This window comes from Limnohabitans sp. 2KL-1 (assembly GCF_003063435.1).
In the GTDB taxonomy this organism is placed as follows: Bacteria; Pseudomonadota; Gammaproteobacteria; order Burkholderiales; family Burkholderiaceae_C; genus Limnohabitans_A.
This window is the reverse complement of sequence record NZ_NESL01000006.1, coordinates 128410-151409: the sequence shown is the minus strand read 5'-3', so window position 1 is coordinate 151409 and position 23000 is coordinate 128410. Positions and strand designations below refer to the sequence as shown.

General features: G+C 63.1%; 18 protein-coding genes. 14 read left to right on the top strand and 4 right to left on the bottom strand.

What is annotated here, in order from left to right; genetic code table 11:
* Nucleotides 1–90 precede the first annotated feature (90 nt).
* From pulA to B9Z47_RS13435, 8 genes are all read left to right on the top strand, one after another.
* Nucleotides 91–2952, top strand: a complete 2862-nt coding sequence (pulA, locus tag B9Z47_RS13470; RefSeq protein ID WP_233253798.1) for a pullulanase-type alpha-1,6-glucosidase — start codon at nucleotides 91–93, stop codon at nucleotides 2950–2952.
* Nucleotides 2953–2957: 5 nt separating this feature from the next.
* Nucleotides 2958–4214: an ABC transporter substrate-binding protein gene (locus tag B9Z47_RS13465; RefSeq protein ID WP_108331747.1), complete on the top strand. Its 1257-nt coding sequence runs from the start codon at nucleotides 2958–2960 to the stop codon at nucleotides 4212–4214.
* A 6-nt stretch (nucleotides 4215–4220) separates the two neighbouring features.
* Entirely contained in the window at nucleotides 4221–5135 is a 915-nt protein-coding gene (locus B9Z47_RS13460) for a carbohydrate ABC transporter permease (protein ID WP_108331776.1), read from the top strand.
* On the top strand, nucleotides 5132–5968 hold the full coding sequence (locus tag B9Z47_RS13455; protein ID WP_108331746.1) for a carbohydrate ABC transporter permease: 837 nt from the start codon (nucleotides 5132–5134) through the stop codon (nucleotides 5966–5968). The genes B9Z47_RS13460 and B9Z47_RS13455 overlap by 4 nt, the downstream gene beginning before the upstream one ends.
* A 22-nt stretch (nucleotides 5969–5990) precedes the next feature.
* Complete coding sequence (locus B9Z47_RS13450; protein WP_108331745.1) at nucleotides 5991–7631, top strand: alpha-glucosidase family protein; 1641 nt, start codon at nucleotides 5991–5993, stop codon at nucleotides 7629–7631.
* A gap of 39 nt (nucleotides 7632–7670) precedes the next feature.
* Entirely contained in the window at nucleotides 7671–8816 is a 1146-nt protein-coding gene (locus tag B9Z47_RS13445; RefSeq protein ID WP_108331744.1) for an ABC transporter ATP-binding protein, read from the top strand.
* A 33-nt stretch (nucleotides 8817–8849) separates the two neighbouring features.
* On the top strand, nucleotides 8850–10568 hold the full coding sequence (locus B9Z47_RS13440) for an alpha-glucosidase (RefSeq protein WP_108331743.1): 1719 nt from the start codon (nucleotides 8850–8852) through the stop codon (nucleotides 10566–10568).
* A 127-nt stretch (nucleotides 10569–10695) separates the two neighbouring features.
* A complete protein-coding gene (locus B9Z47_RS13435) occupies nucleotides 10696–12282 on the top strand; it encodes a glycoside hydrolase family 13 protein (protein ID WP_108331742.1) in 1587 nt (528 codons plus the stop codon).
* 156 nt (nucleotides 12283–12438) lie between these two features.
* Here B9Z47_RS13435 and B9Z47_RS13430 read toward each other — a convergent pair whose 3' ends face one another.
* The 4 genes from B9Z47_RS13430 to B9Z47_RS13415 form a co-directional block, all read right to left on the bottom strand.
* Nucleotides 12439–13638 (bottom strand): cation:proton antiporter, encoded by a 1200-nt coding sequence (locus tag B9Z47_RS13430; protein WP_108331741.1) that lies wholly within the window; start codon nucleotides 13636–13638, stop codon nucleotides 12439–12441.
* 62 nt (nucleotides 13639–13700) lie between these two features.
* Nucleotides 13701–14504 carry a LytTR family DNA-binding domain-containing protein gene (locus B9Z47_RS13425; RefSeq protein ID WP_233253797.1) on the bottom strand — a complete coding sequence of 268 codons (804 nt, stop codon included), beginning with the start codon at nucleotides 14502–14504 and terminating at the stop codon, nucleotides 13701–13703.
* Nucleotides 14492–15730, bottom strand: a complete 1239-nt coding sequence (locus tag B9Z47_RS13420; protein WP_108331740.1) for a sensor histidine kinase — start codon at nucleotides 15728–15730, stop codon at nucleotides 14492–14494. Before B9Z47_RS13420 ends, B9Z47_RS13425 begins: the two co-directional genes overlap by 13 nt.
* Before the next feature lie 97 nt (nucleotides 15731–15827).
* Entirely contained in the window at nucleotides 15828–17225 is a 1398-nt protein-coding gene (locus B9Z47_RS13415) for an MATE family efflux transporter (RefSeq protein WP_108331739.1), read from the bottom strand.
* A 264-nt stretch (nucleotides 17226–17489) separates the two neighbouring features.
* Here B9Z47_RS13415 and B9Z47_RS13410 point away from each other — a divergent pair, with 264 nt between their 5' ends.
* The 6 genes from B9Z47_RS13410 (at nucleotide 17490) to B9Z47_RS13385 (ending at nucleotide 22983) form a co-directional block, all read left to right on the top strand.
* Entirely contained in the window at nucleotides 17490–19376 is a 1887-nt protein-coding gene (locus B9Z47_RS13410; protein WP_108331738.1) for a glucokinase, read from the top strand.
* A 127-nt stretch (nucleotides 19377–19503) separates the two neighbouring features.
* A complete protein-coding gene (locus B9Z47_RS13405; protein WP_108331737.1) occupies nucleotides 19504–20166 on the top strand; it encodes an energy transducer TonB in 663 nt (220 codons plus the stop codon).
* A gap of 72 nt (nucleotides 20167–20238) precedes the next feature.
* On the top strand, nucleotides 20239–21045 hold the full coding sequence (locus B9Z47_RS13400) for a MotA/TolQ/ExbB proton channel family protein (RefSeq protein WP_108331736.1): 807 nt from the start codon (nucleotides 20239–20241) through the stop codon (nucleotides 21043–21045).
* A gap of 66 nt (nucleotides 21046–21111) precedes the next feature.
* Nucleotides 21112–21525, top strand: coding sequence for a biopolymer transporter ExbD (locus tag B9Z47_RS13395; protein WP_108331774.1), 414 nt, complete (start codon nucleotides 21112–21114; stop codon nucleotides 21523–21525).
* A 37-nt stretch (nucleotides 21526–21562) separates the two neighbouring features.
* Nucleotides 21563–21991 (top strand): biopolymer transporter ExbD, encoded by a 429-nt coding sequence (locus tag B9Z47_RS13390; protein WP_108331735.1) that lies wholly within the window; start codon nucleotides 21563–21565, stop codon nucleotides 21989–21991.
* Between the two features lie 5 nt (nucleotides 21992–21996).
* Entirely contained in the window at nucleotides 21997–22983 is a 987-nt protein-coding gene (locus B9Z47_RS13385; RefSeq protein WP_108331734.1) for a glucokinase, read from the top strand.
* Nucleotides 22984–23000: the final 17 nt, after the last annotated feature.

Below are 23000 nucleotides of genomic sequence, written 5' to 3'. Positions count from 1 at the left end.
TAATTACCCTAGTTAAGCGTTCTGTTTTGTCCATTTTTGTAGTTTTATTACGATAATTCAAGCCATTCCGGGTACCACCTCATTTTTCACATGCCTTCTTGTTTGTCGATCATGGTCACAGGCCGCCCTAAGGCGGTGTGGGCGGCTCTGTGCGCGCTGCTGGTGTCTCAGGCCGTGCATGCACAAATGGGCGGGGTTGCTGAGAAAGACCGCGCAGCCACCGCGGCGGTCTGCGACAACCCGCAACAGGCCACCGTGCTGAAAGCCAACCCCTGGAGCACCACGGCGCAAGCCCTTTGGCTCGATGGCCATCAACTGATCTGGCCGGGCATGGCCGACACCACTTCGGGCCACCGCTTCAGCCTGCTGGTGTCGCGTGCGGGCCTGCTGCAAGCGCCTGTCGGCCAGGCCGCGGTGGGCGTTGAAGAACGCCTGAGCCTGAACACGCGGACCGAGGCCTTGCCCCCGCATCTGACCCGGCGCTTCGGGTTTGCCGGGGCCGGGGTGGTGCTGCAACTGCCGCCCATGAACCCGGCCGCCCTGCGTGAGCTGCACACCCGGCAAATGGTGCTGGTGCAAGAAAACGCACAGGGCAAGGTGGTCGCTTCGACCCGCGTGCAGTTGCCCGGTGCACTGGACGCCCTGTTTGCACCCACTGCCGCACGCAAGGTGCTGGGCCCGCGCATGCAGGGGCCTCGCACGCAGCTGAGTCTGTGGGCGCCCACCGCCGAACAGGTGCAGCTGTGCACCTACCCCGGACCGGACGCACTGGCCAGCAGCCTGCAGACTTTGCAGCGTGACGCCGCCAGCGGCGTCTGGTCAGGCACCCTGCCCGCCAGCGCCACAGGGGCTTATTACCAATACGCCGTCACCGTGCATGTGCCGGGCGTGGGCCGGGTGCGCAACCGGGTGACCGACCCGTATGCCGTCAGCCTGAATGCCAACTCAAAGCGCAGCCAGCTGCTCGACCTGAACGACCCCGCCCTGCAACCTGCTGGATGGGCCAACGATGCCCCCCCCGCCACCGTGAGCCAGCCCACCGACATGGCGGTCTATGAATTGCATGTGCGGGATTTCTCCATCAGCGACGACAGCGTGCCCCCCGCACACCAGGGCAAATACATGGCCTTCACGCATGGCCAGTCACGCGGCATGCAACACCTCAAGGCGCTGGCCCGTGCGGGCATGACCGATGTGCATTTGCTGCCGGTGTTTGATCTGGCCAGCGTGCCCGAAACCGGCTGCGTCACGCCACACATCACGCCACACCTATCGGGCCATGCGGCCAGCGACAGCCAGCAAGCCGCCGTCAAAGCCGTGGCCGCTCAAGACTGCTTCAACTGGGGCTATGACCCGCTGCACTTCAATGCGCCCGAGGGCAGCTACGCCACCACCGCCCACGATGGCCGCCGACGCGTGGTCGAGTTTCGCCAGATGGTGCTGGCCCTGCACCGTGCCGGTCTGCGGGTGGGCATGGACATGGTCTACAACCACACCTCGGCCTCGGGCCAGCATGCGCAGTCGGTGCTTGACCGCATCGTGCCGGGCTATTACCAGCGCCTGAACGCGCAAGGCGTGGTCGAGCGCTCCACCTGCTGCGACAACACCGCCACCGAGCACATCATGATGGACAAGCTCATGTCCGACTCGGTGCTGCTGTGGGCGCGCCACTACAAAATCGACTCCTTCCGCTTTGACCTGATGGGGCATCAGCCACGTTCGGCCATGGTGCGCATGCAAAAGCGGCTCCACAGCGCCCTAGGCAGGCGCATCGACTTCATCGGCGAAGGCTGGAACTTTGGCGAAGTGGCCCACGGAGTCCGCTTTGTGCAAGCCTCGCAACTCTCACTGAACGGCACAGGCATTGGCACCTTCAACGACCGGCTGCGCGACGCGGTGCGCGGCGGCAGTGCCAGCGACACACCCGAACGCATTCAGGCCGACCAGGGTTACATCAGTGGTCTGGTGCTGAACCCCAACACCCAGGCCAGACCCGAACAAACGCCACAAGCGCTGATGAAAGTCGCCGACCAGGTGCGCGCCAGTCTGGCCGGTTCGCTGCGCAGCTATGCCATGACCACCTTCACCGGCGAGCGCCGCACCCTGCAGGACATCCCCTACGGCGACCAGCCCACCGGCTACACGCAAGCGCCCTCCGAAGTGGTCAACTATGTGGAAAACCACGACAACATGACGCTCTGGGACAGCCTGGCGTTCAAGCTGCCCCGAAGCACCAGCGCCGCAGAGCGCGCCCGCGTGCAGGTGCTCGGCTCGGCCCTGGTGGCCTTCAGTCAGGGTGTGGCTTACTTCCATGCAGGGCAGGACATCCTGCGCTCCAAGTCGCTCGACGGCAACAGCTACGACTCGGGCGACTGGTTCAACCGCCTCGACTGGACTTACCAGCACAACCATTTCGGCACCGGCCTGCCGCCCGCCCAGGACAACGGCCACCTCTGGCCCCTGATGCGCGAGCTGCTGGCCGACCCGGCCCTGCAGCCCACCCCGGCCGACATCGCTTTTGCGCGGGACGCTGTCCGCGACCTGCTCAAGATCCGCGCCAGCAGCACGCTGCTGCGCTTGCCCACAGCGCAAGACATCGAACAGCGGCTGCGCTTTTTCAACGTTGGCCCGACGCAAAACCCGGCGGTGATTGCCGTCCACCTGGACGGCAAAGCGCTCAATGGCCATGTGCTCCAGGGTGCCAACTTTGACGCCATGGTGCTGCTGATCAATGTGGACACCCGCGCCCACACCGTGGCCGACAGCGCGCAGCGCGGACAGGCCCTGAGCCTGCACCCGGTGCACCTGCATGCGCAGGCCGCCGACCGACGTCCGGCCGTGGCGGCCCGCTTTGACCCGGCCACAGGACAGTTTGAAGTGCCTGCCCGCACCGCCATGGCCTGGGTTTTGCCCAGCGCCAGCGTCGCAGGTGCAGCCAAGACCCACCCATGAGATCCATGAAAAAAACACTCTCCAAAACACTGGCCAGCCTGTTGCTGGCCATGGGCTTGGGCCACAGCGCCCAGGCGGTGGAAATCACCATCACCTGCGGACCCAGCGGCAGCGATGTGGAGTTCTGCCTCAAGCACGCCAATGCATGGGCCGCCAAAACCGGCCACAGCATCAAGAACTTTTCACCGCCCAGCAGCCCAACCGAAAAGCTGGCGCTGTACCGCCAGCTGTTTGCCGCCCAATCCGGCGACATCGATGTGCTGCAGGTCGACACCGCCTGGCCCGGGGTTTTGAAAGACCATTTGCAGGACCTCAAGCCGTTCAGCAAAGGGCTGGAAAACCAGCACTTTCCGGCCATCGTGGCCAACAACACCGTGGGCGGACGCCTGCTGGCCATGCCGTGGTACACCGACGCCGGCCTGCTGTATTACCGCAAAGACCTGCTGACCCAATACAAGCTGCCAGTGCCCACCAGCTGGGAAGAACTCACGGCCATCGCGCAAAAAGTGCAGGCCGGTGAGCGCGCCAAAGGCGACAAGGATTTCCATGGCTATGTGTTCCAGGGCAAGGCTTACGAGGGCCTGAGCTGCAATGCGCTCGAATGGGTCAGCGGCAGCGGCGGCGGCACCGTGGTCGATGCCCAAGGGCAAATCACCGTGAACAACGCACAAGCCGCCAAGGCCCTCAACATGGCCGCGTCCTGGATCGGCACCATCGCGCCGGTGGGCGTGCTCAACTACGAAGAAGAAGAGGCGCGCGGCGTGTTCCAAAACGCCAACGCCTTGTTCATGCGCAACTGGCCTTACGCCTGGGCCTTGCTGCAAAAAGATGACAGCTTGGTCAAAGGCAAAGTGGGCATCGCCAAACTGCCCGGTCAGCCCAGCGCCGCCACGCTGGGCGGCTGGCACCTGGGGGTGTCCAAATACAGCAAAAACGCGGCGATTGCCGCCGATCTGGTGATGTACATGACCAGCGCCCAGGTGCAAAAAGCGCGGGCAATTGGCGGCTCGTTCAACCCCACGCTGCCCGCGCTCTACCAGGACAAGGACATCGTGAGCGCCAACGACTTCATGTCGAGCCTGTCGGAGGTCTTTGCCAACAGCGTGGCCCGCCCCACCACCGCCACCGGCCTGAAATACCCGCAGGTCAGCCAGAGTTTTTACAACGCAGCGCACGAGGTCATGTCCAAACGCGCCACGGGCGAAGAAGCCGTCAAGAAGCTCGAATCCCGCCTCAAGCAAATCCGCCGCAAACACTGGTAAATGCCCATGAACTCCAGAATCCGCACCGCGTGGCTCTTCCTCACCCCCATGATCGTGCTCATGCTGATCGTGGCGGTGTGGCCGCTGACCCGCTCCATTTGGTTCAGCTTCACCGACACCAACATCAACGACATCGCCGCAGGCCAGTTTGTCGGCTTGGAAAACTACTTCGGTGAATACGGCCTGTTCTTCAACCCCAACGACGAAGAAGGCTTTTGGGCCGGCGACTGGGGTGTGTCGATCCGCAACACCTTCAGCTTCGCCGTGGTCTCCGTCATCCTGGAAACCCTGACCGGTCTGGGCCTGGCTCTGCTGCTCAACCAGGACTTCAAGGGCCGGGCCTTTGTGCGCACCGCCGTGCTGGTGCCCTGGGCCATCCCGACCATCGTGTCGGCCAAGATGTGGGGCTGGATGCTCAACGACCAGTTTGGCGTGATCAACAACATGCTGGTGAATGCCGGTCTGATCGCCCACAAGATCGCCTGGACAGCCGAGCCCAGCTATGCGCTGTGGACGGTGGTCATGGTCGATGTCTGGAAGACCACGCCCTTCATGGCCCTGTTGATTCTGGCTGCGCTGCAAACTGTGCCCAAGGACTGCTACGAAGCGGCCCGTGTGGACGGCGTGCACCCGCTGCGCGTGTTCTGGAAGATCACGCTGCCCCTGATCCGCCAGCCTCTCCTGGTGGCCATCGTGTTTCGGCTGCTCGACTCGCTGCGGGTGTTTGACCTGATTTATGTGCTGACCGCCAACGGCAGCACCACCATCAGCATGTCGGGCTTTGTGCGCCGCGAAATGGTGGAGTACGGCAACATGGGCTACGGCTCGGCCGCCTCCACCTCGCTGTTTCTGATCATCATGCTGACGGCCGTTGTCTTCTTGCGACTGGCCCGCGTGAAACTTGCCGAGGACGCCCGATGAACCACCGCTCCAAACTGGCCACAGCGCTGCTGTACCTGATCTCCGCCATCGTCGTGGTCTTGTCGGTCTACCCATTCATCTACGCCATCTCGACCTCGCTCAAAACCGGCACGGCGCTGTTCAACTCGCAGCTGATCCCGAGCAACGCCGACCTGCGCAACTATCTGGCCTTATTTGAAGGGGTGCAGCCTTTCGGCAAAAGCCTGCTCAACTCGATTGCCGTGGCGGTTCTCACCGTGGGCTTTGCCATGCTGATGGGCGTGACCGCTGCCTATGCGCTGGGCCGCATCCGCTTCAAGGGCAAAGGCTTGCTGCTGGTGTGCATCCTGGGCGTGTCGATGTTCCCGCAGGTGGCGGTGCTTTCGGGCATGTTCGAGCTGATCCAGTCGCTGGGCCTGTACAACCGAGCGCTCGGCCTGGTGCTGCCCTACACCATCTTCACCCTGCCCTTCACCGTGTGGATTTTGACCACCTTCATGCGCGAGCTGCCGGGCGAACTCGAAGAGGCGGCCATCATGGACGGGTGCGGACCGATCCGCATCATCTTCCAAGTGTTCATGCCTTTGCTGTGGCCCGCGCTGGTGTCCACCGGGCTGCTGGCCTTCATCGGTGCCTGGAACGAATTCATGTTCGCGCTGACCTTTGTGGTCAACGACACCGAGCGCACCGTGCCGGTGGCCATCTCGCTGATCGCGGGGGCCACCGCGTTTGAAATCCCCTGGGGCACCATCATGGCCGGCTCGGTGATCGTCACCGTGCCGCTGCTGCTGCTGGTCTTTGTCTTCCAAAAACGCATCGTGTCGGGCCTGACGGCTGGCGCGGTCAAAGGCTGAACTTTTTTTCATTGCAAACACCATGAGCAAAGCACCGAACAACAACTGGTGGCGCGGCGGCGTCATTTACCAAATCTACCCCCGCTCTTTTGCCGACAGCAACAGCGACGGCGTGGGCGACCTGCCGGGCATCACCGCCAAACTCGGCTACGTGGCCAGCCTGGGCGTGGACGCGATCTGGCTGTCGCCTTTTTTCAAGAGCCCGATGAAGGACTTTGGCTACGACGTGAGCGACTACTGCGATGTCGATCCGCTGTTTGGCACGCTGGACGATTTCCGCACCCTGGTGGAGTCCGCACACGCCAAGGGACTGAAGGTCATGATCGACCAGGTGCTCTCGCACACCTCGGACCAGCACCCCTGGTTTGTCGAAAGCCGCGCCTCCAAAACCAATGCCAAAGCCGACTGGTATGTCTGGGCCGATGCCAAGGACGACGGCAACCCGCCCAACAACTGGCTGAGCGTGTTCGGTGGCAGCTCGTGGCAATGGGACACCCGCCGCAAGCAGTACTACCTGCACAACTTTTTGGCCAGCCAACCTGACCTGAACTTCCACAACCCGGAAGTGGTCGAGGCCATTTTGGGCACCGTCAAGTTCTGGCTGGAGCTGGGTGTGGACGGCTACCGGTTGGATACCGCACCGTTTTACTTTCACGACAAGGAACTGCGCAACAACCCCGGCCGGGGCGGAGCCAAGGAAGGCGACAACACCGTGTCCGACGTCAACCCCTACGGCTGGCAGTGGCATGTGTATGACAAAGAGCGCCCAGAGAACCTTGAATTTTTCAAGAAACTGCGCGCCCTGGTGGACCAGTACCCGAACACCACCATGGTGGGCGAGATCGGCACCGACGACAGCATTGCCACCATGGCCGCCTACACCAGCGATGGCGACAAGCTGCACATGGCCTACAGCTTTGACTTGCTGGGCAAGGATTCAAGCGCCCCCTATTTGCACGGCCTGATGCAGAAGTTTGCCGACAAGAGCCAAGGCGGCTGGCCGTCTTGGGCCCTGGCCAACCACGATGTGGAGCGGGTCGGCTCGCGCTGGGGTGGCCCCGAGCGCAACCTGCAAAAGCTGCGCCTGGCGGCCGCTTTCCAGATGTGCCTGCGCGGCTCGCCTTGCCTGTACCAGGGCGACGAGTTGGGCCTGCCCGAAGCCGACATCGCCTTTGAAGACCTGCAAGACCCACCGGGCATCGCCATGTGGCCCGAATACAAAGGCCGGGACGGCTGCCGCACGCCCATGCCCTGGGCCAGCCAAGCGGCCGACATCGGCTTTGGCGACGGCACAACCAAAGCCTGGCTGCCCTACACCGAGGCCTACCGCCCGCTGGCGGCCGATGTGCAAGAGCGAGACGTGGCTTCGCACCTGAACTTTTATCGCCAGCTGCTGCAATGGCGTCGCACGCAACCCGCACTCATCCACGGCGAGCAAACCCTGCTGCCGGTGCACCCGCAGGTGATGGCCTTTGTGCGCGAGCACGAGGGCCAACGCGTGCTGTGTGCTTTCAACTTCAGCGACCAGACGGCCACGCTGACCCTGCCCACCGACATGCAGCCCGCTCAAGTGCTGGCCCTGCCGGGCCTCACGGGCGGCAGCATCGCGGACAACGCACTGGCCTTCGAGCCGTTTGGCGGCCTGATCCTGCACTTGGCCTGAACCGGCCCACCCACCACACACCGCGCTGGAGAACACCCCATGTCCCGCATCGAATTCAAGAACATCTGCAAGCGCTACGCGCCCCATTTGCCGATGACCATCCACAACGCCAACCTGACCATCGAGCATGGCGAGTTTTGTGTGTTTGTCGGCCCCTCGGGCTGCGGCAAATCCACCTTGCTGCGCATGGTGGCGGGCCTGGAAGACATCAGCTCGGGCGAGCTGCTGATCGGCGGCCAGCGCGTGAATGACCTGCCCCCCGCCCAGCGCGGCGTGGCCATGGTGTTCCAAAGCTATGCGCTCTACCCGCACATGACCGTGGGCGAAAACATGGCCTTTGGCCTGCGCGTGCTGGGGGCCAACAAGGCCGAGATCGACAGCAAGGTGAAGGAAGCGGCTGAGATTTTGCAGCTGACCCCGTTGCTGGACCGCCTGCCCAAAGCCTTGTCGGGTGGCCAGCGCCAGCGCGTGGCGATTGGCCGCGCCATCGTCAAGCAACCCAAGGTGTTTTTGTTTGACGAACCGCTGTCCAACCTGGACGCCGCCCTGCGCGTGCAGACCCGGCTGGAGATCGCCAAGCTGCACAAAGACATGGGCTCGGCCAGCATGATCTATGTGACGCACGACCAGGTCGAGGCCATGACCTTGGCCAACAAGATCGTGCTGCTGCACACCGGTGCCCTCATCCAGGAGCGTGGCAGCGTGGCGCAGGTGGGCTCGCCCATGAACCTGTACCACCGCCCGGCCAGCCTGTTTGTGGCCGAGTTCATCGGCTCGCCCAAGATGAACCTGCTCCAAGGCACTTTGCAAAGCGCCGAAGCCGCGCACGCCACAGTGAACGTGGGCGGCCAAACGCTCACTGTGGCTGTGGACGCCCGCCACTTGAAGGCCGGTGAAGCCGTGCAAGTGGGCATTCGCCCCGAGCACATCCCGCTGGACCAAGAAGGTGCGAGCGTGGGCGCAGGCACAGCCGTGGCCGCCAGCTTGCAGCACATCGAACGCCTGGGCGATTCATCGCTTTTGTACGTGCAGATTCCGGGCCAGCCGATCGCCACCGTCAAAGTCGAAGGCAGCGCCGCACTGGCCGCTGGTTCGGCCCTGACGCTGCGCCTGCAGCCCGATCAGATGCACTTGTTTGACAGCCAGGGCATCGCCTGCCACCGCACCGTGGAACTGCCTGAATAAGCCACCACTTTTGTCCTTGCGTCTTTGTCCGTCATGAATTCATCCGATCAAGCCTGGTGGAAAAGCAGCACCGTCTACCAAATTTACCCCCGCAGCTTTTGCGACAGCAATGGTGATGGCATCGGCGACATCCCGGGCATCACGGGCAAGCTGGGCCACCTGAAAACGCTGGGCGTGGACGTGGTCTGGCTCTCGCCGGTTTACCAGTCGCCCAACGACGACAACGGCTACGACATCAGCGACTACCGCGCCATCATGGGTGAGTTCGGCTCTATGGCCGACTTTGACGCCATGCTGGCAGGCATGACCGAACGCGGCATGGCGCTCATGATGGACCTGGTGGTCAACCACACCTCGGACGAGCACGCATGGTTTCGCCAGGCACGGTCTTCGCGTGACAACCCTTACCACGATTACTACATCTGGCAAGAACCCGTGGATGGTCGTGAGCCCACCAACTGGGAGTCGGCTTTCAGCGGCCCGGCCTGGAGCTTGAACGAGGCCACCGGCGAGTATTACCTGCACATGTTTTCGCCCAAGCAGCCCGACCTGAACTGGGAAAACCCCAAGGTGCGCGCCGAGGTCTATGACCTGATGCACTTTTGGTTCAAAAAAGGCGTGCGCGGTTTTCGCATGGACGTGATCAACCTGATCTCCAAGCCTTGGCGTGCGGATGGCAGCCTGCCCGACGCCCCGGTGGTGCAGCGAGGCTTTTTGCAACCCGCCTTCGAGATGGTCAAACACGGCCCGCGCTTTGTCGAATTCATGCGCGAGATGCGCCGCGAAGTGCTGGACCATTACGACAGCATCACCGTGGGCGAATCACCGTGTGCCACCGTGGAAGAAGCCGCCGAAATCACCCACCCCGGCACCGGGGCCTTGAACATGGTGTTCCAGTTTGAACACATGGACCTGGACAGCCAACCGGGCAAAGGCAAATGGGCGCTCAAGGCCCTGCACCTGCCCGACCTGAAAGCCAGCCTGAGCCGCTGGCAAAACGGCCTGCATGGCCGGGGCTGGAACAGCCTGTACTGGAACAACCACGATCAGCCGCGCATCGTCTCGCGTTTGGGCGATGACGGTCCTCAATACCGCGAACGCTCGGCCAAGATGCTGGCCACCTGCCTGCATCTGATGCAGGGCACGCCCTACATCTACCAGGGGGAAGAGCTCGGTATGACCAATGTGGCCTGGCCCGACATCGCGCACTACCAAGACATCGAAACCCGCAACATGTACCGGGTGGCCACCCAGGAAAAAGGCCAGTCCCCCGACAAGGTGCTGCGCAGCATCCACGCCAAAGGCCGCGACAACGCCCGCACCCCGATGCAGTGGACCGCACAGGCCCATGGCGGCTTCACCACCGGCACGCCTTGGCTGGCGGTGAACAAAAACCACGACCACATCAACGCCGAAGCGGCGCTGGACCAGCCCGACTCGGTGTTTCACCACTATCGCCAACTGCTGGCCCTGCGCAAGCAATGGCCCGTGTTGGTGCATGGCCGCTACACGCTGCTGCTGCCCGCACACCCCCATGTGTTTGCCTACCTGCGCTCGGACGAACAACACAGCGTGGTGGTGTTGTGCAACTTCAGCGGCCAGTTCCAGCGCCTGCCGCTGACAGAACTGCCCGATCTGCGCGCAGCCATCCCCCTGATCGGCAACCTCCCCTTTGAAGAATGGCCCATGGCCCCCGACACCCTGGCCTCCTGGGAAGCCCGGGCTTACCGCTTGCCCCACACGCCCGCTTGACCCGCTCGGTACAGCAGGCCCGATGAAACCGATCGGTCCACATCGCACCATTTAGGCCGGCCCTTTGGCCGAGATGACCGATTGGGCCGATTGGCCGCCATAGCCGCCCCTCACAGGGCCCCCCCCCATGCGAAACACCCTCCACATCCGACACCTGACCTTGATCACCGCCTGGCTGAGTGCATGCCCAGCATGGTCCGATACAGCGGCCAACGCCTCGGCCTACGAAGCCCGAGAAAAAGACTGGCGCAATGGCGCCGTGGTCTACCAAATCTTGGTGGACCGTTTTGTGCCCTCGGCCAATCTGGCCGCCAAAAAGCACCTCTACCCGGCCCCCAAAGTGCTGCACGACTGGCACGAAGTGCCGCAGCGCGGCGTGGATCTGCCCGACCAGAAACTCAACAGCCAGGAGCTGGCTTTTTGGGGTGGCGACCTGCAAAGCGCCCGCTCGCGGCTGGACCATGTGCAGCAACTCGGGGCCACGGCGGTCTACCTCAACCCCATCCACCTGGCCTGGACCAACCACAAATACGACGCCCTCGACTTCAAGGCCATCTCCCCCGAATTCGGCACCCGCGAAGACTTCAAACAATTTGCCCGCGAAGCGCACCAGCGCGGCATGAAGGTGGTGCTGGACGGTGTGTTCAACCACATGGGCCGCAACAGCCCGTCCTTCAAAGAAGCCATAGCCAAGCCGAGCAGCCCCTGGCGCAACTGGTTTGCCATTGGCCCGCAATACAAAGGCGGGGCACGGGTCTGGACCGGTTACCAAAACCTGCCCGAACTCAACCTGGAACACCCGCCCGTGCGCCAGTACCTGTATGAAGCGCCCGACTCGGTGTTGCGCGGCTACCTGCGCGACGGGGCCGACGGCTGGCGGCTCGACACTGCCTTCGAGCTGGGCCACCGTTACCTGCAAGACCTGCGCCATGCAGCCCGCCAAGAGAAAAAAGACGCACTCATCGTGGGCGAGATCGTCAACTACCCCGACCAATGGCTGCGCTCGATGGACGGGGTGATGAACTTCACGCTGCGGCAAATCATCCTCGGCCTGGCCCAAGGCGAACTGAGCACGTCCGCCGCCACCCGCATGACCGAACGCCTGGTGCGTGACGCAGGCATCGAGCCGCTGCTCAAGTCTTGGAACGTGATCGACAACCACGACATTCCCCGCATCCACACCCAACTGCCCGACACGCGCCAGCGCCGGTTGGTGCAAGCACTGCAATTCACCCTGCCGGGCTCACCCAATGTGTATTACGGCAGCGAAGTCGGCATGACCGGCGGCGGCGACCCGGAAAACCGCGGCCCCATGCGCTGGGACCAAGTGCTGCCCGACCAAGCCGAACTGGTCTGGATGAAACGGCTGATTGCACTGCAACAAGGGCACCGCGCCCTGCGCGTGGGCGACTACCGCCGCATCGAGGCTGAGCGCCTGTTCGCCTTTGAACGCCACACCGACAAAGCGCTGGACACGCGCATCGTGCTGGCCAACCCCGGCAACACGCCCGTGACCGAAAAAATCATGGTGGCCAATGCCGCCCTGATGGACGACACCCCCCTGGTGAACCTGCTGGCCGACGACCCCCGCCAAGCCGTGACCACCATGGGCCCCGGCCTGATCACCGTCACCGTGCCCGCACAAAGTGTGATGGTGCTGCAACCGGTAGAGCGCAACTTGGGTGGGTACAGCCGGTACAAGAGAGTGCGCTGAAGGGGTGCTGTGAAGTATGAAGTTTGAGCGCCGCCATCCCGTCGGCGGCTTCAGCCCCGACAAGCAAGCTGCGCCAAAGCACCGACCGACAACACCGTCGTCCATTGACGACTTCACAAGGCCGGATCCATCGTGCCTAGGCTGTGTGTTGCCGCGTCAGCTCGCCCGCGAAATCAGCCCCTTGAGTTTTTGCAGCTGCGGCGCGACCACCGGCACCGTCAGCATGGTGCTGGCGACGGCCATCAGCAGCAAGGCGGTAAAAGTCTCGTGGGTGATGATCTGTTTGTCCAACAAGATGTTGGCAAAGATGATCATGATGAGGGCCTTGGTCTGCAGCAGCCAGCCGATGATGCTGGCCTCGCCCGCAGGCCAGTTCAGGATGCGGCCCGCCAGCCGCACGCCCAGCAACTTGCCCGCCACCGACGCCACCAGCAGCACGCCGGCCACCAAAAACACGGCCGCGCCGCCCACATCCCAGTGGGTGCGCAGGCCGGTGGACAGGAAAAACACCGGCATCAGGGCCAGCAAAACATGGTGGCGCAGCAGGTCCATCTTGTCTTGATCGAACCAGTCGCTGTCCATCACGGCCCCGGCCAAAAAGGCCCCGACCATGAAGTGCAGACCTGCCCAATCGGCCCCAAAAGCCACCAGGGCCAGCCAGATCAGCGCGGCATACCAGCGGTCACGCTCGGGCAAGCGCCGCATGCCCCGGCGAAACGACACGCACACCAGGCCAAATGCAACCAGGAAAGCCACCTGCCGCCCCACACGCGCCCAGTCCATCAGGATGAGCGCCAGCACGCCCCAGATGGCGATGTCGTCCAGGCTGGCATAACGCAGGATGCGCTGGCCCAGCGGCTGACGCAGGATGTCGAGTTTTTCCATCAGCAAAATCAAAATCGGCAAGGCGGTCACCGCACAGGACATGCCCACCCCCAGCACAAATTGCCAGCTCAGGGCTTTGGGGCCGATCCAGCCCGCCATGCCCAGCATCCAGGCCGCCGCCACACAACCCAACACCAGCGGCATGCCCAGGGCCAGGCCCGCGGTGATGCTGCTTTCGCGCCGGTGCGCCCAAACCTGGCGCAAGTCCAGCTCGATGCCCGCGATCATGACAAACAGCATGACGGCCCACCAGGCGATGCCGTTGAGCGACTGAATGACGGGGGCCGAAAATACGAATTGGTAGTAGTCCGGATACAGCTTGCCCAGGATGCCAGGCCCCAGCAGGATGCCGGTGAGGATTTGCACCACCACCAAGGGCGCGAAGTAGTCGGTGCGCCCCAGCCGCCAGACCAAGTAGGGCACACTGAAAATGATCGTCATGGCAATCAGAAAAATTTCGGTGGTGTTCATGGCGGGCGATTTTAGGAGGAGACCCATGCACCCGCCCCGGCAGGTGGCATGCACCTGCGGTATCACATGCCTTTGAAGCGCAGCGCATGGCTGCGGCTGACTTCCAGCCATTTTTCCATGCCGCGCACCTTGAGCCGGGTGCGCCCAAAGGCATCGCGTTCAGATTTTTCAATGGCCCCCACGGCGACGATGCAGTTGCGGTGGATCGGCCAAAAATGGTCGGGGTTCAGTTGCTGGGCCAGCTCTTTCAAGGGCGTGCGGATCACCGCTTCCTGTTGCGCGGTGCACACCACGGTGTATTTGTCGTCGCTGCGAAACCAGAGCACTTCGTCCACCGCGATGAAATGCACCGCACTGCCCACGCTGGCTTGAATCCATTTGAGTGCCGGGGTGGCCAAGGGCAATGGGGTCGGCTGCAAAGCTGCCTGGAGCCGGGCCATGTCCCATGTGGCGGACTGTGGTTGCGCATGGCGTTCGCGCAGGCGCTGAGCGGTTTGCGCCAGCCGCTGCTCGTCCACCGGTTTGAGCAAATAGTCCACGGCCTGCGCGTCAAAAGCGGCCAGTGCGTGCTCGTCAAACGCGGTCAGGAACACCACAGCGCAAGGCCGAGGCAGGGTGCGCACCACATGCGCCACATCCAACCCGCTCATCTCGGGCATGCGGATGTCCAAAAATGCCACATCGGGTTGCAGGCTGTCGATCATGTGCAGCGCCTGCGCGCCGTGGCTGGCTTCACCCACGATCTCCAGTTCAGGCCACGCACGGGCCAATGCGGCCCGCAACTGCTCGCGGGGCAAGCGCTCGTCATCGGCCAGCACAGCACGCAGGGGCAGCGCTACGGCAGGCGTCATCATCATGCGGGCCATGGCAAGCTCAAGGTGATGCGGGTGCCGCCGCCGTCGCGGGCCGTGATGTGGAGGCTGGCGGTGTCGCCATAGCGCAGCTTCAGGCGGCTGCGCACGCTGTCCAGCCCCAAGCCTTGGCCCGGGCGCTGCATTGCCGAGGACTGAAAGCCGACACCGTCATCTTCCACCACCACCTGCAAGCGCTGGTCAATGTGCTCGGCATGGATGTCAATGCTGCCGCCTTCAGCGCGGGGCTCCAGGCCATGGGCAATGGCGTTTTCAACCAAGGGTTGCAACAAGAGGCTGGGGATCTGCGCCCCCCGCAATTCCGGCGCAAAGCGGATCTGCCATTGCAATCGGCCTTCCATGCGAACTTTCATGATGTGCAGGTAATCGCCCAGCAATTGCGCTTCTTCAGCCAAGGTACTGTGTTCCTGGCGCATTTGCTGCAAGCCCGAACGCAACCAATCGATCAGATGGCGGTTCATCTCAGCAGCTTTATCTGGCTGGCTGGCGATCAGCTGCTGCAAGGCGGCCAGGGTGTTGAACAAGAAATGCGGCTCGATCTGGGTTTGCATTTGGCGTAAACGGGCTTCGGCCAACTCTTGCTCCAGCCGGGCCGACTCGCGCCCTTGCTCGGCTGCAGCCGCAGCGGCTTGGGCGCGAAGTTCCCTGCGTTTGGACGAGCCGATCACCTTGAGGATCAGCAGGCTGACCACCAGCAATTTGGCCAGTCCGACAAAAGGCTCTTCGCGCCAGCCCATACCGGCGCCCCAACTGGCGTCTGCAACGGCCGCCTGCACCTGCGTGCCATCGCCTGCTTGTGAACCGGAAAAATGGCGGCCAAAACCCGCGAATGCTTTTTGGAGTGCTTCTTGGTCTTTGGGGTCCAGGCCGTCAATGTGAACCCCCTGGTCACCGATATCGATTTTGATTTTTTGAGCCGGCTCTGAGGCCGCCCTGCGGGACTCGGCCTGAATCACAACCGAGCCTCCGGTGCCTACATTGATGGCGACCCGGTCAGCCCCCGGGCCCTCGCTTTGTGTGGTCGTTTTCACAGCCACAGGCTGCCGCACAGGCGGCACCAGATAGTCGTCGAGCATGCTGCCAGCGATCAGGATCAGCAGGGAAACACCGGTGAATTTCCACCAGCTCCAGCTGGCCAGCGCATCGGCCACCTGCAAAGCGGCATTCACCCAGGGGCGCTGCACAGGTTCGGTGGGGGAAGGCGGCAAAGAGGCGGTCATGGTCGGTCTCCGATTGAATCACAGGCCGCCATCGTGCCCCGACCGCGCGGCCACAGCGCAGGCCGTGCGACGAACGGCCATGCCCTGCGACGAACAGTCAGACCGGCGGGATGGCCTGCTGCCGCCGCATGCGCGCATGGGTGGCGCGGGCATGTGGCACCCAGCCTTGTGTGAGCCAGCGCCGCCACATGAGCAAACCGCGTATCCACTCGTCTGCCGCATAGGCCAGCCAGACACCGGCCAGGCCCCAGCCCCAGTAAACGCCCAGCAGCCAGCTGCCGCCCGCGAGCACCACCGCCATGGAGCCCGCTCCGGCATAAAACGGATAGCGGGCATCGCCCGTGGCACGCAGGGCCGAGATCACGATCAGGTTGAAGGTGCGGCCTGTTTCCAGCAGGATCGACAACCACATCAGCTGGCTGCCCACCCGCAAAATTTCCGAGTCTTGCGTGAACAAACCCAGCAACCAGCGGCCCAGCAGCGCCTGCACGCAGGCCACGGCCAGGGTCACGGCAAAACCGATTTTCTGGGCTTTGCGCACCAGGTCGTGTGCCTGCCGGAATTGCCGGGCCCCGACCATGTGACCCACCACCATTTCGACGGTGATGCCAATGGCCACGGCGCTGATCAAAATCCACATGTTGAACTGCAGCACATAGGTCTGGGTGGCCAGCGCCTGCGTGCCCATGAGGCCCACAGCGGCCACGCTGACCATGAAGGCCGACTCCCAGGACAGGTTTTCGGCCGCACCGGGCAGCCCGATGTGCAGCACCGGCTTGAGTTGTGCCCAACGCACCCGCCACCAGTCGGCCCACAGCGGTCGCAGTCCCAGCCGTGCCCGCCACAAATACAGGTGCAAGCCCATGCCCACCAGACGGCTGACGATGACCGCCACCGCAAAGCCCGGCAAACCCAGCACAGGCAGCGGGCCCCAGCCAGTCATCAGCGGCCAGACCAGCACCAGGTGAGTGGCGTGCATGGCGATCATCACGGCCAGCGTGTCGCGGTTGCGCAAATGCGCCCGCATGACCCCGGCCATGCAGGCGTTCCAGGCATCGAGCAACAGCGCGAGGGCCAGCGATTGCAAAAACGGTGCGGCCAACAGCAGCACATCGGCGGGCGCATTGAGCAGCTGCAGCAGCGGGCGCGCACCCAACAGGGCCAGCACAGCGGCCAGCCCGCCCATCCAGGTGCCCGAGGCCAGCGCGGCGCGGGCCACCCGGTCGGCCTCGGCGCGGTGCCCGGCCCCCAGGTTTTGCGTGATGACCACGCTCACGCCAGCGCCTACCAGCCGGAAGATCATGAACAGCAGGCCAAACACATGGTTGGACAGCGCGAAAGCACCACCGGCCGCATCGGACATGCGCGCCGCCAGCGCCGTGCCAACCATGCCCACCACCAGCCCGAGCGACAGCTCGATGAACAGCGGAAACACCAGACTGGCAATGGCCGGGCGGGTCGGCGGGCGGGTGGGCGTGACAGGGGATGAGTTCATGAGGAAAGTGGGCCGCGAAGTCGTCAAACGGCCCATGAACAGCCGTGAAAAGGCCGTAGCAATACTACACAGCCATTGCGGCATTGCGCCTAGAATGCAAGGCGCATGGCCTGCAGTCTGTCAATTGTGAAGGGTTTTGACGTCATTTCGGCCTTGTGGCGGATCAAACGGGTTACCAAAACGCCGCCGCACCCCTGAATTTGCAGCGTAATTGAATTACAGGCCAGCGCCATTGAACGCCTCACCAACGAGACTTTGCCCGACATGATTGCCCTTGAGTCCCCTCGCCTGATCGCCGACATTGGCCGGGTCTATGCGCGCTTTGCCATCGAACTGGAACGCGACCAGTACAGCCACCAGGCGTCCTTGCGCTGCGCGGACCACCCCAGCCTGGAACACGCCATCCGCACTTATCTGGAGTCGGTCCACCCCCTGACGGTGGAACACGCAGCGATCGCGATTGCCACCCCGGTGGATGGCGACCAGGTGCGCATGACCAATTACCACTGGCAGTTTTCCATCGAACAAACCCGACAGGCCCTGGGGTTGGACACGCTGGTGGTGGTCAACGACTTCACCGCACTGGCCATGGCCCTGCCCCGGCTGGGCACCGACGCGGTACGCCAGGTCGGCGGCGGACACCCCGTCAAAAACAGCGTGATCGGCTTGCTCGGCTCGGGCACCGGCTTGGGGGTTTCGGGCCTGATCCCGTCAGGCGACGGCTGGATTTCCCTGGGCTCGGAAGGCGGTCACACCAGTTTTTCGCCACGCGACGACAACGAGATCACCGTGCTGCAGCATGCGCTGAAACAGTTTGACCATGTGTCCTTTGAGCGGCTGGTCTCAGGCTCGGGTCTGGAGCTGATTTACCAGGCGCTGGCCCAGGCGCAAGGCCAGGCCATCACCGACCTCAACGCCCCGGAAATCACCCGTCTGGCGCTGGACGAACACCACGCCTTGTGCCGCACTGCGCTGAATGTTTTTTGCAACATGCTGGGCACAGCGGCCAGCAACCTGGCCGTAACGCTGGGGGCCACGGGTGGGGTGTTCATCGGCGGCTCCATCGTGCCGCGTCTGGGGGCCTATTTCGACCAGTCAGGCTTTCGCCAGCGCTTTGAAGACAAAGGCCGGTTCCGGCAATACGTCGAGCACATCCCGACCTATGTCATCACCGCGGACAACCCCACGTTTTTGGGCGTCTCGGCCATTCTGGAAGCGCAGCTGCGCACCCTGAGCAACTCGGCCGGTTCGGCCATCCTGTCGCAAATCCGCCGCCTGCGGCCCCAGCTGTCACCCGCTGAGCAACGGGTGGCTGAGCTGGTGCTGTCGCAACCGCGCTCGGTGCTCAACGACCCCATCCATGACATTGCGCAAGCGGCGCAGGTCAGCCAGCCCACCGTCATCCGCTTTTGCCGCTCGGTCGGCTGCAAGGGCCTGTCGGACTTCAAGCTGCGGCTGGCTTCGGGCCTGAGCGTGTCGGTGCCGATCACGCATTCGCAGGTCACGCAAGAAGACTCGGTGCTGGAACTGGGCTCCAAGGTGCTGGGCAACACTGCCAACGCGGTGCTGCAATTGCGCAATGAGCTGCAGCGCGAGCCCATCGACAAAGCCATTGATCTGGTGATGGCGGCCAAGCGCGTGGAGATTTTTGCCGTGGGCAATTACGCCTCTGTGGCGCAGGACGCGCAAATGAAGTTCCTGCGGCTGGGCATCCCCTGCGGTGTGCACACCGACCCGCATTTGCAGCAACTGGTGAGCAAACTGGTCACCCGCGACACCGCCACCCTGTTCATCAGCAGTGGCGGCAACCTGCCCGAACTGATGGCCTTGCAGCACAACATCAGCGAACTGGGCGCGCCCGTGATCGCCATCACGGCCAACCAGTCCTTGCTGGCCAAAAAGGCCGATGCCGCGCTGGTGGCCGAACACAACGAACATGTCGCCACCCACTTGCCCATGATCAGCCGGGTGCTGCACCTGTTGCTGGTCGACATCCTCGTGGTCGGCATCGAGATGCGCCTGTCCGAGCAAGGCCGCAACGCCCAGGCTAGGGTGTTGGATGTGAGCGAAGCGGATTCGCCCCGCAGCCTGCCGGTCCAGGGGGTCCGCACGGCATCGCCCCTGCGACCTTCGATTTCACACAGTCAGTAAAGCCGTGAATTCAGGGATTACCCTCATGTAGTTTTGTTTCTTCTGACTTTGATTTTTCTGTAATCAAATTACAATGCAGCAGGCTTGCACCGGTCAGGTGAGGGCTTCACTAAGGAGAAATCAAACCATGGACGACTACGCCAGCCGGCAAAGAAAGCCGACCAAGCACCTGATAGGGCTGGGGCTGGTGGTGGTGTTGCACCTCTTGCTCTTTTGGGCGATCAGCTCGGGCCTGGCCCGCGCCGTCGTCAAAAAGATCAAAGGCCCCGTCGAAGCGGTGTTGCTCGAAGACACCAAACCCGACATCCCCCCACCGCCTCCGCCGCCACCGCCCAAAAACTTGCCTCCGCCACCGCCTGCCTACGTGCCCCCGGTGGAAGTGGTTGTTGCAGCGCCCGCGCCCGCCAACGCCATTGCCGCCGTCTCGGCCGCCCCCCAGCCGCCTGCACCCATCGTGGTCACCGCACCCGCACCGGCCGCACCGGCTGCGCAGGCTCCAGTGGCTGCGCCCGTGCGTGTGGCGGCCGTGGTCAACTCGGCCAACTGCGAAAAACCCGACTACCCCAGCGCCTCGCGCCGCCTAGAAGAAGAAGGCACCGTGAGCCTGCGCTTTTTGGTCGGTGTGGATGGCAAGGTCATCCAGGCCGAGGTCGAGAAGTCTTCGGGCTTTAAGCGCCTTGATGAAGCGGCGCGTGCCGGTTTGTCGCGCTGCGCGTTCAAGCCAGCGACTGTGGACGGCAAGCCCGAGCAGGGTTGGGCCAGCATGAAATACACCTGGCGTCTGGAATAAGGTCCCCGGGCCTGTTTCCCTTCAATTTTTGATTCAACCGATTTTTAAAGAACACTGCAGGAGCACCTCACCATGTTCAAACCTTCCAAAAACCTCATCCTGGGCGCAAGCCTGCTGGCCGGCCTGTTCTTTGCGGGCTCCGTGATGGCGCAAGCCGCTGACGCCGCTGCGGCGGCCTCCGCCCCTGTGGCCGCTGCAGCCGGTGCCGCCGCTGCTGCCGCCGAAGACAACCCCTACGGCCTGGGCGCGCTGTGGGCGCAGGGCGACTTCGTGGCCAAAGGCACTTTGCTGATCCTGGTCATCATGAGCATGGGCTCTTGGTACGTCATCTTCACCAAGCTGGCTGAGCAGTCCAAACTGAACAAGCAGGCCGCTGCTGCCAAGGAAACCTTCTGGAGCGCCAACACCGTGGCCCAAGGCAAAGACACCCTGGCCGAAGACTCGGCCTTCCGCTTCATTGCAGAAAAAGGCCTGGAAGGCGCCTCCAAACACACCGGCTTGCTGGGTGCGGTGGACTTCAACGAATGGGTGACCATGAGCATCCAGCGCGCCATTGCCAGCGTGCAAAGCCGCATGCAAGACGGTCTGGCGGTGTTGGCCACCGTGGGCTCGACTGCACCGTTTGTCGGTCTGTTTGGCACCGTCTGGGGCATCTACCACGCGCTGGTCAAGATCGGCATGTCGGGCCAAGCCTCGATTGACAAGGTGGCAGGCCCCGTGGGCGAGGCGCTGATCATGACCGCCATTGGTCTGGCCGTCGCTGTGCCTGCGGTGCTGGGCTACAACTGGCTGGTGCGCCGCAACAAGGGTGTGATGGAACAAGTCAACGCCTTCGGCGCTGACCTGCACGCTGTGCTGCTGGGCTCGGCCAAGAAGTAAATCCCATTGGGCAAAGCGGGGGAGCCAAGCGCCCCCTGGCTGCGCCTGCTCAAAGGAGAAGCCATCATGGCCATGAACGTAGGCGAAGCCGATGACGAGATCATCGGCGCCATCAACACCACGCCCCTGGTGGACGTGATGCTGGTGTTGTTGATCATCTTTTTGATCACGATCCCGGTGGTGACGACATCGATCAAGGTGGACCTGCCCAAAGAGAAGAACGTGATCCGGGAGACCAAGCCGGAGAACGTGATCATCTCGGTGGACAAGGCGGGCAAGATTTACCTGTACGACACGCCGATCAAAAACAGCACGGACTTGCTGGAGCGGATGAAGAAGTTCTCGGTGATGAAACCGCAGCCGGAAGTGCAAATCCGGGGAGACGGTCAAAGTGACTTCGAATCGGTGGGGCGGGTGATGTATGCGGTGCAGCGCGCTGGCATCGTCAAGGTGGGCTTCATCACAGAGCCGTCGAATTGAGCTGTGAACTGAACGGCCAGACGCCAAGGAGAACGACATGGGAATGAATGTAGGAACAAGCGGCAGCGACGAGCCAGAGGTGATGGTGGACATGAACACCACGCCGCTGATTGACGTGATGCTGGTGCTGTTGATCATGCTGATCATCACGATCCCGGCGCAGCTGCATGCGGTGAACCTGGACATGCCGCTGCCCAGCAACGCGGCCAAGAAGGTGGAGCCGGTGGTGATCCGCATCGATGTGGATGCGGGCAGTGTGATCAACTGGAACGGCAAGCCGGTGGCGGGCCGTGCGGAGCTGGAGGCGAAGTTGACGGAGGCGGTGGCGATGCAGCCGCAGCCGGAGCTGCACATCCGCTCGCATGCGAAGGCGAAATACGAGGCGACAGCGGGGGTGATGGCCAGTGCGCAGCGCATTGGGCTGACCAAGCTGGGCATTGTGGGGTCCGAGCAGTTTGTGAACTGAGCACCATGCCGTTGTTTCCCCGTTTACTCGGCGATGTGGGCGGCACCAACGCGCGGTTTGCCTGGCAAGCCAGCGAAGGCGCGCCACTCACGCAGACCCAGGTGCTGCCCTGCGCCCAATACCCGGGCATCGCCGAAGCGATTGAGGCCTACCTGCAGATCACAGGCTTGTCGTCCCCTGCCGCCGCAGGCATCGGCATTGCCAACCCGATCACCGGTGATCAGGTCGTGATGACCAACCACCACTGGTCGTTTTCAATCGATGCCCTGCAACAACGCCTGTCCTTGCAGCGGCTCAAAGTCATCAACGATTTCACCGCCTTGGCCCTGGCTCTGCCTTCATTGACCAGCGACCAGAAAATCCAGATCGGCGGCGGCGCTGCGCTGGACCATGCGCCGGTGGCTTTGCTGGGCGCAGGCACGGGACTGGGGGTTTCCGGTTTGATGCCCTCGGGTGCGCACTGGTTGCCCATTGCGGGCGAAGGCGGGCATGTGACGCTGGCGGCGCAGACGGCGCAAGAGTTCCGGGTCATCGAGCGCATCCAGCAAAAATACGGCCATGCCTCGGCCGAGCGGGTGTTGTCGGGTCAGGGCTTGGTTGATCTGTACCAGGCAATGGCACAGGAACATGGACCATCGGCTGCGCCAGTGGCACAAAGTTCAGCAGCTGCACCGCTAACTGCCAGAGAAATTTCACAGCGCGCCCTCAAGGACCGTGACCCGTTTAGCCTGGCCTGTCTGGACATGTTCGCGGGCTTTCTGGGCACGGTGGCCGGCGACCTGGCGCTGACCCTGGGTGCGCGTGGCGGGGTTTACATTGGCGGCGGCATCGTGCCACGCTTTTTGGGCTGGTTTGAGACCTCCAGTTTCCGCCAACGTTTTGAGGCCAAAGGGCGTTTTGCAACTTACCTGAGCGACATTCCGGTGTGGGTCATTCAGGCACAAGAATCACCCGCACTGCTGGGGGCAACACGCGCTCTTGACGACCGCTGACCCGACCTGTCAAAAAC

Excerpts from the sequence above, each read along its gene's own strand:
- pulA (WP_233253798.1), top strand. The coding sequence starts at position 91 with ATGCCTTCTTGTTTGTCGATCATGGTCACAGGCCGCCCTAAGGCGGTG.
- B9Z47_RS13465 (WP_108331747.1), top strand. The coding sequence starts at position 2,958 with ATGAAAAAAACACTCTCCAAAACACTGGCCAGCCTGTTGCTGGCCATG.
- B9Z47_RS13460 (WP_108331776.1), top strand. The coding sequence starts at position 4,221 with ATGAACTCCAGAATCCGCACCGCGTGGCTCTTCCTCACCCCCATGATC.
- B9Z47_RS13455 (WP_108331746.1), top strand. The coding sequence starts at position 5,132 with ATGAACCACCGCTCCAAACTGGCCACAGCGCTGCTGTACCTGATCTCC.
- B9Z47_RS13450 (WP_108331745.1), top strand. The coding sequence starts at position 5,991 with ATGAGCAAAGCACCGAACAACAACTGGTGGCGCGGCGGCGTCATTTAC.
- B9Z47_RS13445 (WP_108331744.1), top strand. The coding sequence starts at position 7,671 with ATGTCCCGCATCGAATTCAAGAACATCTGCAAGCGCTACGCGCCCCAT.
- B9Z47_RS13440 (WP_108331743.1), top strand. The coding sequence starts at position 8,850 with ATGAATTCATCCGATCAAGCCTGGTGGAAAAGCAGCACCGTCTACCAA.
- B9Z47_RS13435 (WP_108331742.1), top strand. The coding sequence starts at position 10,696 with ATGCGAAACACCCTCCACATCCGACACCTGACCTTGATCACCGCCTGG.
- B9Z47_RS13430 (WP_108331741.1), bottom strand. The coding sequence starts at position 13,638 with ATGAACACCACCGAAATTTTTCTGATTGCCATGACGATCATTTTCAGT.
- B9Z47_RS13425 (WP_233253797.1), bottom strand. The coding sequence starts at position 14,504 with ATGGCCCGCATGATGATGACGCCTGCCGTAGCGCTGCCCCTGCGTGCT.
- B9Z47_RS13420 (WP_108331740.1), bottom strand. The coding sequence starts at position 15,730 with ATGACCGCCTCTTTGCCGCCTTCCCCCACCGAACCTGTGCAGCGCCCC.
- B9Z47_RS13415 (WP_108331739.1), bottom strand. The coding sequence starts at position 17,225 with ATGAACTCATCCCCTGTCACGCCCACCCGCCCGCCGACCCGCCCGGCC.
- B9Z47_RS13410 (WP_108331738.1), top strand. The coding sequence starts at position 17,490 with ATGATTGCCCTTGAGTCCCCTCGCCTGATCGCCGACATTGGCCGGGTC.
- B9Z47_RS13405 (WP_108331737.1), top strand. The coding sequence starts at position 19,504 with ATGGACGACTACGCCAGCCGGCAAAGAAAGCCGACCAAGCACCTGATA.
- B9Z47_RS13400 (WP_108331736.1), top strand. The coding sequence starts at position 20,239 with ATGTTCAAACCTTCCAAAAACCTCATCCTGGGCGCAAGCCTGCTGGCC.
- B9Z47_RS13395 (WP_108331774.1), top strand. The coding sequence starts at position 21,112 with ATGGCCATGAACGTAGGCGAAGCCGATGACGAGATCATCGGCGCCATC.
- B9Z47_RS13390 (WP_108331735.1), top strand. The coding sequence starts at position 21,563 with ATGGGAATGAATGTAGGAACAAGCGGCAGCGACGAGCCAGAGGTGATG.
- B9Z47_RS13385 (WP_108331734.1), top strand. The coding sequence starts at position 21,997 with ATGCCGTTGTTTCCCCGTTTACTCGGCGATGTGGGCGGCACCAACGCG.